At 70.7% G+C, this 12,541-nt stretch carries 12 protein-coding genes; 5 read left to right on the top strand and 7 right to left on the bottom strand.

Translation table 11 applies throughout. The annotated features are described in order from the left end of the window. Nucleotides 1-221: 221 nt before the first annotated feature. The 3 genes from QFZ82_RS15205 (at nucleotide 222) to QFZ82_RS15195 (ending at nucleotide 3,217) form a co-directional block, all read left to right on the top strand. Nucleotides 222-920, top strand: a complete 699-nt coding sequence (locus QFZ82_RS15205; RefSeq protein WP_307713694.1) for a lytic transglycosylase domain-containing protein — start codon at nucleotides 222-224, stop codon at nucleotides 918-920. Between the two features lie 183 nt (nucleotides 921-1,103). Beyond that, nucleotides 1,104-2,483 (top strand): AI-2E family transporter, encoded by a 1,380-nt coding sequence (locus QFZ82_RS15200; protein ID WP_307713693.1) that lies wholly within the window; start codon nucleotides 1,104-1,106, stop codon nucleotides 2,481-2,483. Beyond that, nucleotides 2,480-3,217, top strand: coding sequence for a hypothetical protein (locus QFZ82_RS15195; protein WP_307713692.1), 738 nt, complete (start codon nucleotides 2,480-2,482; stop codon nucleotides 3,215-3,217). The genes QFZ82_RS15200 and QFZ82_RS15195 overlap by 4 nt, the downstream gene beginning before the upstream one ends. Nucleotides 3,218-3,315: 98 nt before the next feature. On the opposite strand, the gene QFZ82_RS15190 is transcribed toward QFZ82_RS15195, so the two are convergent. Both QFZ82_RS15190 and QFZ82_RS15185 read right to left on the bottom strand, forming a co-directional pair. After that, nucleotides 3,316-3,849, bottom strand: coding sequence for an alkyl hydroperoxide reductase (locus QFZ82_RS15190; RefSeq protein WP_307713691.1), 534 nt, complete (start codon nucleotides 3,847-3,849; stop codon nucleotides 3,316-3,318). Nucleotides 3,850-3,851: 2 nt separating this feature from the next. Then, a complete protein-coding gene (locus QFZ82_RS15185; RefSeq protein WP_177150786.1) occupies nucleotides 3,852-4,406 on the bottom strand; it encodes a peroxiredoxin in 555 nt (184 codons plus the stop codon). A gap of 132 nt (nucleotides 4,407-4,538) precedes the next feature. Here QFZ82_RS15185 and QFZ82_RS15180 point away from each other — a divergent pair, with 132 nt between their 5' ends. Next, nucleotides 4,539-5,480, top strand: coding sequence for a LysR substrate-binding domain-containing protein (locus QFZ82_RS15180; protein WP_307713690.1), 942 nt, complete (start codon nucleotides 4,539-4,541; stop codon nucleotides 5,478-5,480). 73 nt (nucleotides 5,481-5,553) lie between these two features. Here QFZ82_RS15180 and QFZ82_RS15175 read toward each other — a convergent pair whose 3' ends face one another. The 4 genes from QFZ82_RS15175 to QFZ82_RS15160 all read right to left on the bottom strand — a co-directional run bounded on the left by QFZ82_RS15175 (nucleotide 5,554) and on the right by QFZ82_RS15160 (nucleotide 7,923). Then, a complete protein-coding gene (locus QFZ82_RS15175) occupies nucleotides 5,554-5,970 on the bottom strand; it encodes a hypothetical protein (protein ID WP_307713689.1) in 417 nt (138 codons plus the stop codon). Between the two features lie 78 nt (nucleotides 5,971-6,048). Continuing rightward, nucleotides 6,049-6,591: a PadR family transcriptional regulator gene (locus tag QFZ82_RS15170; RefSeq protein WP_307713688.1), complete on the bottom strand. Its 543-nt coding sequence runs from the start codon at nucleotides 6,589-6,591 to the stop codon at nucleotides 6,049-6,051. Between the two features lie 124 nt (nucleotides 6,592-6,715). Next, on the bottom strand, nucleotides 6,716-6,946 hold the full coding sequence (locus QFZ82_RS15165) for a hypothetical protein (protein WP_177150783.1): 231 nt from the start codon (nucleotides 6,944-6,946) through the stop codon (nucleotides 6,716-6,718). After that, the gene (locus tag QFZ82_RS15160) at nucleotides 6,943-7,923 is read right to left on the bottom strand and encodes an SPFH domain-containing protein (RefSeq protein ID WP_307717723.1); all 981 of its coding nucleotides are present in this window, start codon (nucleotides 7,921-7,923) and stop codon (nucleotides 6,943-6,945) included. The genes QFZ82_RS15165 and QFZ82_RS15160 overlap by 4 nt, the downstream gene beginning before the upstream one ends. A gap of 259 nt (nucleotides 7,924-8,182) precedes the next feature. Between QFZ82_RS15160 and QFZ82_RS15155 the strand changes: the two genes are divergently transcribed. Continuing rightward, nucleotides 8,183-10,411 carry a transglycosylase domain-containing protein gene (locus tag QFZ82_RS15155; RefSeq protein ID WP_307713687.1) on the top strand — a complete coding sequence of 743 codons (2,229 nt, stop codon included), beginning with the start codon at nucleotides 8,183-8,185 and terminating at the stop codon, nucleotides 10,409-10,411. Nucleotides 10,412-10,480: 69 nt separating this feature from the next. Here the strand turns inward: QFZ82_RS15155 and QFZ82_RS15150 are convergent, their stop codons facing one another. Next, complete coding sequence (locus QFZ82_RS15150; RefSeq protein WP_307713686.1) at nucleotides 10,481-12,376, bottom strand: SpoIIE family protein phosphatase; 1,896 nt, start codon at nucleotides 12,374-12,376, stop codon at nucleotides 10,481-10,483. Nucleotides 12,377-12,541 lie beyond the last annotated feature (165 nt).

Raw genomic sequence — 12,541 nt, 5'->3', positions numbered from 1 at the left:
CAGGCCCCGCATGCGGCACATCCGCACCTTCCGTGGTGCACAGCAACACACAACTCAAGACATGCCGCCGCATGCCGCCCGCGAGTACCACGAGGCATCTCCTCAGGGGAGTTGCCCGCCGGGCCCGCGCCTCCCGTGACCCAAGCAGTGGGGAGGCCAGCGCCAGGGGCACGATTGCGCTCGCGAGGTCACCTATGCGGGCGATGCTGGAAGGACAACGTGTGAGCCGGATCTCGGTCCGGGGATTCGCAGTCGCCTCGGCAACTGCGGTCACCACCGTCGGAGCCGTCGTCGGCGTCGCGTCGGGCAACACCCAGCCGTCGGGGGACAACCTCGAGGCGACGGCAGCCGACACGACGCTCCTCGCGGACATTCCCATGGGCGAGCAGGCCCAGGTGCAGGTCTCGTCCCTGACGCAGCAGGCCGAAGCACAGGCCGCTGCCGCGGACGCGGCTGCCAAGAGGTCCGCCGAGGAATCGGCCCGCATCCAGGCTGCCAAGACCGCCGAGGCCAAGAAGGCGGCGGCGGACGAGCAGGCGGAGCGCGAGCGCGAGCGCAAGGAGGCGGAGGAGCGCGCCAACCGCACCGCGGTCCGCTCGGCGTCCAGCTTCTCCGCGCAGGCCTCGTACACGGTCGCCGAGGTCCAGGCGATGGCACGCCAGATGGTCCCCGCCGACCAGTTCCAGTGCTTCAGCAACATCGTGAACCACGAGTCGAGCTGGAACTACCGTGCGTCCAACCCCTCTTCGGGTGCGTACGGCCTGGTCCAGGCACTCCCGGGCTCCAAGATGGCGTCGGCCGGCGCCGACTGGCAGACGAACCCGGCCACCCAGATCAAGTGGGGCCTGAGCTACATGGACGGCCGCTACGGCAGCCCGTGCGGCGCGTGGTCGTTCTGGCAGGCGAACCACTGGTACTAGATTCGCCAGGCGCTCAACTTCACGGAGCCCCTCACCGTCCTACGGTGAGGGGCTCCGTGCGTGTACGGTCGGTGTCCGTCACTCCCGGGTCGGGGGCACCGCCCGCGTCCCCAGGCGCAGGTGGGGCACCGCCCGCGCTCTCAGGGCGCAGGGGAGAGAGTGGTGGGGACAAGAGGGAGCATCATGTCGAAGGTTCCAGGGTGGTTCGGCCGTGTGGGCGCCGAGCTCACCCGGATCGGAGAGCGCCTGGACGAGCGCCGCAAGGAGGCCGTGGCGGACGACGACCTGCCCGCCGTCGTGCCGGCGCCGGACAGCGTCCCGCCACCGCCCGCGTACGCGCCCGCCGTCGCGGCGCGGCCCGATCCGGTCGCCGCGATCCCCTGGGGCATCCGCGTCGCGGCCGAGGCCGGCTGGCGGCTGCTCGTCCTCGCCGGCACGCTCTGGGTGCTGATGCGTGCCATCAGCGCCGTACAGCTCGTGGTGCTCGCCTTCGTCGCCGCGCTGCTCGTCACCGCCATGCTCCAGCCCACCGTCCGCAGGCTGCGGAAGCTGGGTCTGCCGCGCGGGTTCGCCACGGCCGTCACCGCCGTCCTCGGCTTCGTCATCATGGGGCTCGTCGGCTGGTTCGTGGTCTGGCAGGTCATGGACAACCTCGACAACGTGTCCGACCGCGTCCGCGACGGTATCGACGAACTCAAACGCTGGCTCCTGGACAGCCCGTTCCATGTCACCGAGAGCCAGATCAACGACATCGCGCAGAACCTCAGCGACACGATCGGGACCAACACCGAGGAGATCACCTCCGCCGGTCTCCAGGGTGTGACCGTGATGGTCGAGGTCCTGACCGGGATACTGCTGGCGATGTTCTCGACGCTCTTCCTGCTCTACGACGGCAAGCGCATCTGGGAGTGGACGCTCAAACTCGTCCCGGCGCAGGCCCGTCCGGGAGTGGCGGGCGCCGGGCCCCGCGCGTGGCGCACGCTCACCGCGTATGTGCGCGGCACGGTCGTGGTCGCTCTGATCGACGCGATCTTCATCGGTCTCGGCCTCTGGTTCCTCGAGGTCCCGCTGGCCGTGCCGCTGGCCGTGTTCATCTTCCTCTTCGCCTTCATCCCGCTCGTCGGCGCGGTCGTCTCGGGCGCCCTCGCGGTCGTCGTCGGGCTCGTCACCCAGGGCGTGTTCACGGCGCTGATGGTGCTCCTCGTGGTCCTCGCCGTGCAGCAGATCGAGGGCCACGTGCTCCAGCCCTTCATCCTCGGCCGTGCGGTGCGCGTGCATCCGCTGGCGGTCGTCCTGTCCGTCGCCGCGGGCGGCCTGACCGCCGGCATCGGCGGCGCGGTGGTCGCCGTGCCCCTGGTCGCGGTCACCAATACGGTCGTCGGCTACCTGCGGGCGTACGGCAAGGAGCAGACACTGCGGCACTCCCCGCCGCCGCACGGTTCGACGTCCCTGGACGCGGCGCCCGCGGCGGGCCCCGCCCCCACCAGCCCACCCACCACTCCGCCCGCCGCACCCGAGCAGCCGCCCGAGCAGCGCCCCGACGAAACCGAGGAGCAGCAGTGATCTCCGAGCCGGAACTGGTGGGGGAGGAGTCGTTCGCCGCGCCGCAGACCCTTGGCGCGGTGTCCGCTCCCGGAACGGACGACGCCGTGACCTCTCCCGGCCCGCGCGGCCCGCTCCGGGCGTGGCTGTGGGCACTCGGCGGCGCGGTCGCCGCGTCAGCGGTGTGGGCGGGCGGGCTGTACGCGTTCGGCGACCAGGACCCGGACCTCGGCGGGTACCGGGCCTCGGACAATCTGTGCAGGGCGGCACAGCTGAAGAACCTGCAGGCGGCGCTCGGCAAGCGCGAGGGCGAGGGGATGCCGACGCAGTTCGAGCACGCGACCATGGACGATGCCCAGTGCTCGGTCGAGCTGAAGCCCACCGGGTACAAGCCCGAGGTCGACGAGGAGGGCAACGAGATGATCTCGCTGCCCAGCGTCTACATCAGCTACACCCTGCACAAGAGGACCGACCCGGGACCCGAGTTCGACGGCGCGGTCCTCGCCCGGCAGAAGGCATGGGGCACCGAGACCGAGGCCGCCGCGATCACCGGCATCGGCGAGCGGGCCCATGTCGCGCGGGGCGAGGGCGGCTCGACGATCACGCTCGACGTGCTGGACGGGCAGGCGGAGCTGAGCATCGCGGTGACCGGTGACTGGGACCCGGAGAGCGGGGACCCGGCCACGGACGTGACCGAGCTGGAAGGGCTTCTGGTGCAGGACATGCAGGAGCTGATGGCCACGCTCCGGAGCTGAGCCGAGCGCCGCGGGCCGCTGTGCGGGGGAGCGGGACGTACGAAGGGCCCTGCCGAACCGGAAGGTTCGGCAGGGCCCTTCGCCGCATTCGGGTGCCGTCAGCCGGCCAGGACGGCCTCGGCGTCCAGCGTCGTGCCGACGGCCTGGATCACCGCGGCGATCTTGACCGCTTCCTGGACCGTCTCGCGGTCCACGCCGGCCTTGCGCAGCACCTGCTCGTGGGAGTCGAGGCACTGGCCGCAGCCGTTGATGGCGGAGACGGCGAGCGACCACAGCTCGAAGTCGACCTTCTCCACACCGGGGTTGCCGATGACGTTCATCCGCAGACCGGCGCGCAGCGTCCCGTACTCGGGGTCCGACAGCAGGTGCCGGGTCCGGTAGAAGACGTTGTTCATCGCCATGATCGCGGCGGCGGACTTGGCGGCCGTGTACGCCTCGGCGGAGAGGTTCGCCTTGGCCTCCGGCTCCAGCTCGCTCAGCACCCTGGGCGAACGCGACGCGATCGCGCAGGCCAGCACGGTGCCCCACAGCTGCTGCTGCGGAAGCTCGCTGTTGCCGATGACCGAACCGAGGTTCAGCTTCAGGTCCTTGGCGAAGTCCGGCAGGGCGGACTTGAGTTCATCGAGTGCCATGGTCACTCACCGGCCAGGAGCGCGACCGGGTCGAGGGTGTTCTCGCCCTTGGTCCAGTTGCACGGGCACAGCTCGTCGGTCTGCAGGGCGTCCAGCACCCGCAGGACCTCCTTGGGGTTACGGCCGACGGAGCCGGCGGTCACCATGGTGAACTGGATCTCGTTGTTCGGGTCGACGATGAAGACGGCACGCTGCGCGAAGCCGTCCTCGCCCTCGATGCCGAGGTCGCGCATCAGTTCGTGCTTGGAGTCGGCCATCATCGGGAAGGGCAGGTCACGCAGGTCCGCGTGGTCCTTGCGCCAGGCGTGGTGGACGAACTCGGAGTCGCCGGAGAAGCCGAGGATCTGGGCGTCACGGTCGGCGAACTCGTCGTTCAGCTTGCCGAACGCGGCGATCTCGGTCGGGCAGACGAAGGTGAAGTCCTTCGGCCACGCGAAGACGACCTTCCACTTGCCCTCGTAGGACTTGTGGGTGATGGTCTCGAACTCCTTGCCGCTCTCCAGCGAGACACAGGCGGTCAGCTCGAACGTGGGGAAGTGGTCACCGACAGTGAGCACGCGCTCTCCTTGCATGGAGGAAGTTCCCTTTTGGGGTTCTTCCTGGGGGTTGGACGGATCTTGATGGTGGCACAGAGTGCATTGATCGCGGAAATAGCTAGACTCGGTCATAACGATCGGAGGTGCTTATCAGTGGGCACGGCGAACAGGGTCAAACAGCCGAGCATCGCGCAACTGCGCGCCTTCGCTGCCGTGGCGGAGCATCTGCACTTCCGGGACGCCGCGGCAGCGATCGGGATGAGTCAGCCCGCGCTCTCCGGGGCCGTCTCGGCCCTGGAGGAGGCACTCGGTGTCCAGCTCCTGGAGCGCACGACGCGCAAGGTACTGCTCTCCCCGGCCGGCGAGCGCGTCGCGGTGCGCGCCAAGGCCGTGCTCGACGCGGTCGGCGAGCTGATGGAGGAGGCCGAGGCGGTACGCGCCCCGTTCACGGGTGTGCTCCGGCTCGGGGTGATCCCCACGGTCGCGCCCTATCTGCTGCCGGCGGTCCTGCGCCTGGTGCACCAGCGCTACCCGGAACTCGACCTGCAGGTCCACGAGGAGCAGACGTCGTCGCTGCTGGACGGCCTGGCGGCGGGGCGTCTGGACCTGCTGCTGCTCGCGGTGCCGCTGGGGGTCCCGGGCGTCACCGAACTCCCCCTGTTCGACGAGGACTTCGTGCTCGTCACCCCCCGTGACCACGAGCTGGCCGACCGGTCGGACATCCCCCGGGAGGCGTTGCGCGAGCTCCATCTGCTGCTTTTGGACGAGGGCCACTGCCTGCGCGACCAGGCGCTCGACATCTGCCGCGAGGCAGGCCGCACGGAGGGCGCCGCGGTCACCACGACGGCGGCCGGGCTGTCGACCCTGGTGCAGCTCGTGGCGGGGGGCCTCGGGGTGACGCTGCTCCCGCACACCGCCGTCGACGTCGAGACGTCCCGCGGCGGCCTGCGGGCGGGCCACTTCGCGGACCCGGCCCCGTCGCGCCGGATCGCCCTGGCGATGCGGTCGGGCACGGCGCGGAGCGAGGAGTTCGAGGAACTGGCCGAGGCGCTCAGAGGGGCGCTGGCCGAGCTGCCGGTGCGCGTCGTGACCTGATCCCGGGTCCCGCCCGCCGCCGGAACGCCGGAGCCCCGCTGTCCAGGACAGCGGGGCTCCGGCGTTCGGACGACTAGTTGTCGTTGTAGAACTTGTACGCCTTGCAGTTGCCCGACGAGACCCCGTTCTTGTGCCGGCAGAACAGGAACCCGATGTTGCGGTTCTCCGGGAGGTCGTAGGCGCCGCCCATGGACGCCTTGCGGGTGGCGCACCTGCCGTCGCCGCCCACGTAGAAGTTGTACTTCTCCGCCCCGTAGGCGTCGTCGAGGCTGACGTGCATGACGACGGCGTAGCCGTCGGACTCCTTGTCACAGATGGTGACGACGTCGCCGTACTCGTTGAAGTAGCCCTCGCCGCTCCAGCCCGAGACGCTGCCGAACGGGTCGCCGGTGTGCATCGTGTGGTCCGCGGCCAGCGCCTGGCCGTGCATGCCGAGAACGAGGGCGCAGCTCGCCCCCGCCACACCGAGAGCCTTGGCTGTTTTCTTCACTTGTCCCCCTGCTGAGGTTCTTGCCGATCCCCTGGTCAGGGGAACCGGCGTCAGCATAGATCTTGAACGGACAGTGTCTCAAACTGTAAACGTGTGACCGCTGTTGACCGTCGTGGCGAGCTGGTCGAGCCGGGTGCCGGTCAGTTCGATCCAGCGCAGATCGGCCTCGATGTGGAACAGCGCGTGGTCGCAGATCAGTTGGCCGGCGATGTCGGCGTGCCGCTTACGCTCGGTGACGTCACGCGTCAGCCGCAGGTGCTCGGCGCGCTGGGCGTCGAGCAGCCCGGCGGCGTCGCGGCCGGTCAGGAGCGCGAGGACGACCTTCGTGTAGAGGGTCGACTGCAGATACGGCTCGGGCTTCTCGGGCCGCGCGAGCCACTCGGACACATCCGCGGTCCCCGCGTCGGTGATGGCGTACCGCTTGCGCTCGGGTCCGCCGCCCGTCTCGATGGCATCGACCTCGACGAGCCCGTTCCGCAGCAGCCGCGACATCGTGGAGTACACCTGCCCGAAGTGCAGCGGCCGGTCCTGCCCGAACCGCTCGTCGAAGGCGTGCTTGAGGTCGTACCCGTGGCGGGGACCGGATTCGAGGAGGGCGAGGAGGGTGTGGCCGATGGACATGGGCGGCACAGTACACGGGGTGTATAGCGGAGGCGGGTGGGCCGCCGCACGGGCGTTCCCCCACCACTAGGCGCTGCGGTCCTCCCATACCCGCGGGGCGTAGGAGGACCCGTTCCACACCGCCCTACCCCTCGCCCGGTGGCTCCGCTGTCTTGCGGGGGCGGCCGCGGCGGGCCATCGGGCCGAGGCCGCCCGGGAGGCGGCCCGCCTCCGCCAGCGCGCGGCGCAGCACGAACTCGATCTGCGCGTTCGTGCTGCGCAACTCGTCGCCGGCCCAGCGTGCCAGCGCCTCGTACACCGCGGGGTCGAGCCGCAGCAGTACCTGCTTGCGCTCGGGCGGAGGCGGCGGCGTCACTGGTAGAGCGTGCCCGTGTTGAGGACCGGCTGCGCCGCGCGGTCGCCGCAGAGCACCACCATCAGGTTCGACACCATCGCTGCCTTGCGCTCCGAGTCCAGTTCCACGATGTCCTGTTCGGTGAGCCGGGACAGGGCCGCCTCGACCATGCCCACCGCGCCGTCCACGATCTGACGCCGCGCCGCCACCACCGCACCCGCCTGCTGGCGCTGCAGCATCGCGGAGGCGATCTCCGGAGCGTACGCGAGGTGGGTGAAGCGGGACTCGATGATGTGGACACCCGCCGCCTCCACCCGCGCGTGCAGTTCGACCGCGAGCTTCTCGGTGATCTCCTCGGCGTTGCCGCGGAGCGACAGGCCCTCCTCGTCGTGGGCGTCGTACGGGTACTCGATCGCGATGTGCCGTACGGCCGCCTCCGTCTGCGTCGAGACGAACTCCAGGAAGTCGTCCACCTCGAACATCGCCTGCGCGGTGTCCTCGACCTTCCACACCACGACGGCCGCGAGCTCGATCGGGTTGCCGTACGCGTCGTTGACCTTCAGGACCGCGGTCTCGTGGTTGCGCACCCGGGTCGAGATCTTCTCCCGCGACGTCAGCGGGTTGACCCAGCGCAGGCCGTCCGTGCGGATGGTGCCCCGGTAGCGGCCGAACAGCTGGACCACCCGCGCCTCGCCGGGTGCGACCATGTTCAGCCCGCACATCCCGAGGAAGGCGGCGAGTCCGACCAGGACGCCTCCCACGATCAGCAGCGCCTTCGTCCCGCCCGACGTGTACGCCGCCCCGGCGACGATCAGGGCCACGCCCCCGGCGAGCCCGAGCAGCCCCAGCAGCAGCGCGAGGCCGCCGCCGATGCTGTGTGCGGGGAACTCGCGCACCCGCGGCGCCGGTATCCGCGGTACCTCGACCCCGGCACGGTCCGCCGCCCCGGACGGTCCCCCGCTCGTCGCCGGCGTCCCCTGCGGCCTCGCCCCACTCATTCCGGACATGATCCACTCCCCGTTTCCATGGTCTAGCAAAGTGATATCACTTTAACGTACGCAGGCAACCCTGCAGGCCTCTCATGAGTCGGTTCCTTCGGACGGGGTGCTCATTCTCACGTCAGGAAAAGGGCGGATCGGTTCCTCTTTGTCCGTCCGTCCGGTGTTACCTTTCTGAGCTGATTCCCGCCCCCGCGCCCTTGCGCGGGCACGGGCGGGGACCGGCGACCGACGACCGAAGAAGCGGAGCGACGAAGCGATGGGCCGAGCGGAAGAGCGACAGGCTCGGCAGCGCGGTGCGCGCCGGGCCGGGAGGGCGAGACCCACGGGCATACGCCGCTTCTTCACCTGGAGGAAGCTGCTGGGCACCTTCTTCGGCATATGCCTGGTGGCCATGGGCGCGTTCTTCGTGATCTACCTGATGGTCCCGGTGCCCGAGGCGAACGCCCAGGCCAAGATGCAGAGCAACGTCTACAAGTACAGCGACGGCAAGATCCTCGCCCGTACCGGCGAGGTCAACCGGGAGATCGTCGGCCTGGACGAGATTCCCAGGGACGTGCAGTACACCTTCGTCGCCGCCGAGAACAAGACCTTCTTCGAGGACTCGGGCGTCGACCTCAAGGGCACCCTCCGCGGCCTGAAGAACACCCTCACGGGGCAGGGCAAGCAGGGTGGTTCCACGATCACGCAGCAGTACGTGAAGAACTACTACCTGAACCAGGACCAGACGGTCACCCGCAAGCTCAAGGAGCTGGTGATCTCCCTGAAGGTGGACCAGAAGAAGAGCAAGCCCGAGATCCTCGCCGGCTACATCAACACCAGCTTCTACGGCCGGGGGACCTATGGCATCCAGGCCGCGTCCCAGGCGTACTACGGCGTCGACGCCGACAAGCTGACCGTCGCTCAGGGCGCTTACCTCGCGGCCCTCCTCCAGGCGCCCAACCAGTACGACTGGGCGATGGCCTCGGACACCGGCAAGAAGCTGGTGACCGAGCGCTGGAACTACGTCCTCGACAACATGGTCGAGGAGGGTTGGCTGGACGCGGGCGAGCGCGCGGGTCTGAAGTTCCCCGTCCCCAAGGCGCCCAAGGCCGCACCCGGCATGGCGGGTCAGGCCGGTTACCTCGTCGACGCCGCCAAGAAGGAACTGGCCCGCCAGGGGCTCGACGAGGAGGACCTCGACGCCGGCGGCTGGACGATCACCCTGAACGTCGACTCCAAGAAGCAGAAGCAGCTGGAGAAGGCCGTCAAGGATCAGCTCGAGGACGAGCTGGACCGCAAGGGCAACAAGGTCGACGCCACCGTGCAGGCCGGTGCGACCTCGGTCGACCCCGAGACGGGCAAGGTCCTCGCGCTCTACGGCGGTGTGGACGCCACGCAGCACTGGCTGTCGAACGCCACCCGCTCCGACTACCAGCCCGCCTCCACCTTCAAGCCGGTCGTCTTCGCCTCCGCGCTGGAGAACGGCTCGAAGACCCAGGACGGCATCCCGATCGGCCTCAACACCGTCTACGACGGCACCAGCAGGCGACCGGTCGTCGGCAGCGACACCCCGTTCGCCCCGCAGAACGACCTCGGCCGCAGCCACGGCCCGGTCACCGTCCAGACCTCGCTGAACAGGTCGATCAACTCCGCCTTCGCGCAGATGGCCGTGGACGTCGGCCTCGACAAGGTCAAGGAGACGGCGCTCGACCTGGGCGTGCCGGACAAGAACTTCCCGCTGCGGCCGGCGATCTCGCTCGGCACCATGGGCGCCTCCACGTGGGACATGGCCGGGGTGTACGCCACCCTCGACAACCACGGCCGGAAGGTCACGCCCACGATCGTCGCCAAGGCCGAGCACAAGGACCGCCAGGTCGACCTGCCCGACCCGATCGGCGAACGGGTGGTCAGTCGCGAGACGGCCGACACCGTGACCGCCGGCCTGACCGGTGTGGTCAGGAACGGCTCCGGCCAGGCGGCCGCCAGCAGCGCCTACCAGGCGGCCGGCAAGACCGGCACCTCGGAGAACAACCGCTCGGCGTGGTTCGCCGGCTACACGCCCGAACTCGTCACCGTGGTGGCCCTGTTCGGGGAGTCGCCCAAGGACGGCGGCGGTCAGGTGTCACTGACCGGCACCGCGAACTCCGGCCGCGCGAGCGGCGGCGGCTTCCCGGCCAGGATCTGGGCCGACTACACGCTGGGCGCACTCGGCGGCGGCTCGGACGCGCGGTTCGACCTGGACCTGGCGGAGATCGCGGTCCCGGATCCGGACCCGACGCCGACGCAGACCGAGACCGAGGACCCGGATCCGACGCCGACCCAGTCCGAGACGTTGGACCCGGACCCGACGCCGACCCGGAGCGAGACCGAGGACCCGGACCCGACGCCGACCCAGTCCGAGACGGTGGACCCGGACCCGACGGACGGCACGACGTTCACGCCGCCGGTCGAGCCCGGTGACGGCACCGACGACGGAAGCAACGACCAGCTGAGGCCGAACGACTGACGGCCACGGTCGTATACGGCTGCGCCCCGGGATCCGGCCGGATCCCGGGGCGCAGCCGTATACGAACTGTCAGGGCCGGGCGGGCAGCTCGAACCAGACGACCTTGCCGGTCGACAGCCGGGTCGCCCCCCACCGCCTCGCCATCCGGTTCACCAGAAACAGGCCCCGGCCGCCCTCGTCGGTGTCCCGGGCCCTGCGCTGCCTCGGCAGCTGCGGGGAGTCGTCGCCGACCTCGCAGCGCAGCACGTCCGTGCGCAGCAGCCGCAGAGTGACGGGACGCTCCGCGTACCGCACGGCGTTGGTCACCACCTCGCTGACCAGCAGCTCCACCGAGTCGGACAGCTCCTCCAGGCCCCAGCGGGTGAGCGCGCGCCGCGCCAGGCGGCGGGCGCGGCTCGGCGCCGCGTCCTCCGGCTCCAGGAACCAGTACGCGACGTCACTGGGCGCGATCCCGTCGAAACGGGCCGCCAGCAGCGCGATGTCGTCGTCCCGGTCGCCGGGGCCCAGCATGTCGAGCACGTCGTCGCACAGCGCCTCCAGCGGAGGCGAGTGGTCGGGGCCGGTCAGCTGGGCGGTGTCGGCCAGGCGCTCGCGCAGCTGCTCGATGCCCGTCCAGACGTCGCGCAGCCGCGACTCGACGAGGCCGTCGGTGTAGAGCAGCAGCGTCGCGCCGGCGGGGGCGTCGAGCTCCACCGCCTCGAAGTCCACGCCGCCGACGCCGATCGGCGCGCCGGGCGGCACCCGCAGCACCTCGGCCCGCCCGCCCAGGTGCAGCAGGATGGGCGGCGGGTGTCCGGCGTTGGCGATGGTGATGCGGTGCGAGACCGGGTCGTAGACCGCGTACAGGCACGTCGCCATCCGGTCGGCGCCGAGCCGCTGGGCCTGCTCGTCGAGGTGGTGCAGCACCTCCTGCGGCGGCAGGTCGAGACCGGCGAGCGTCTGCGCGGTGGTGCGCAGCTGACCCATGATCGCCGCGGACTTCATCGAGTGGCCCATGACGTCGCCCACGACCAGCGCGACCCGGCTGCCGGGCAGCGGGATCGCGTCGTACCAGTCGCCGCCGACGCGGGCCGTCTCCGCGGCCGGCAGGTAGCGCGAGGCGAGCTTCACGCCGGTCGGCTGGGGCAGCGAGTCGGGCAGCATCGTGCGCTGCAACTCGTCGGCGATGTACGCCTCGCGCCCGTAGAGCACGGCTTTGTCGATGCCGAGCGCGGTGTGGGTGGCGAGTTGGGCCGCGACCAGCAGGTCGTTCGGCTCGAAGGCCGGACGGTCGGGTCGGCGCAGGAAGACGGCGGCACCGATCACGCGGCGACGGCCGCGGAGCGGGGCGAGTATCGCCCGATGGCCGCTCGGCACGCTGCGCCCGTCGCCGAGGAGTTCGGGCAGCGCCGCGCGGGCCGCCGCGGAGTCGCCGAAGACCGGCCGCACCCCGCGCAGCACCTCGGACAGGGCGCCGCCCGAGCGCACCTCGCACAGGTCGGCGGCGGGCGCGAGGTCGGCCCCCGGGTCCAGCAGGGGTATGGAGAGGCCGGTGCCCTGGTCGACGTCATCGGCGTTCAGACGCAGCCGGTCGCTGCGGCGCAGCCGGAGCACGAACGGCGACACGGGCCGCTCGTCGCCCACGGGCAGCGGGTCGCGCAGGTAGACCAGGATCGCGTCGGAGAACGTCGGCACGGTCGCCCGGCACAGGCCGAGCACGATCTCGTCCAGGTCGATCCCGCGCGCGATCCGCCGGGTCGCGGCCCCCACGAAGCGCAGCCGGTCGCCCTCGCGGCGCGCGGTGCCGGCGATGTCCTGGGCGTGGGCGACCTGGGCCTGTACGGAGTGCGTCTGGGGCTGCGGCTTCGGCGGCGGTCCGGAAGGCACGGCTGAGGCCCCGGCCGCCTCCGCCCGCGGCCGGGTGCGTTCCTGGGACCGGGCAACCAGGGGCTGCCGGCCTTCGTGGGAGGTGGGATGCTCCGTCACGCGTGGGATTCCGTCCGTCCGGGCCGGTTGTGCGATGCAACCGCCTCGTGGGGCGGTATACCCGCTCTGGAGGCGGCGTCGACAGGGTGGCGGGCATCCGGCACGGCTCTACCCCCTGTATGACTCGTACTGACTCGTGGTGACTCGTGCTGACGTGCGGTCCTC

Source organism: Streptomyces sp. V4I23 (genome assembly GCF_030817975.1).
In the GTDB taxonomy this organism is placed as follows: Bacteria; Actinomycetota; Actinomycetes; order Streptomycetales; family Streptomycetaceae; genus Streptomyces.
The sequence above is the reverse complement of the archived record's forward strand: the minus strand, read 5'-3'. Positions and strand labels throughout refer to the sequence as shown.

Excerpts from the sequence above, each read along its gene's own strand:
- QFZ82_RS15200 (WP_307713693.1), top strand. The coding sequence starts at position 1,104 with ATGTCGAAGGTTCCAGGGTGGTTCGGCCGTGTGGGCGCCGAGCTCACC.
- QFZ82_RS15190 (WP_307713691.1), bottom strand. The coding sequence starts at position 3,849 with ATGGCACTCGATGAACTCAAGTCCGCCCTGCCGGACTTCGCCAAGGAC.
- QFZ82_RS15170 (WP_307713688.1), bottom strand. The coding sequence starts at position 6,591 with ATGTCCATCGGCCACACCCTCCTCGCCCTCCTCGAATCCGGTCCCCGC.
- QFZ82_RS15160 (WP_307717723.1), bottom strand. The coding sequence starts at position 7,923 with ATGAGTGGGGCGAGGCCGCAGGGGACGCCGGCGACGAGCGGGGGACCG.
- QFZ82_RS15155 (WP_307713687.1), top strand. The coding sequence starts at position 8,183 with ATGGGCCGAGCGGAAGAGCGACAGGCTCGGCAGCGCGGTGCGCGCCGG.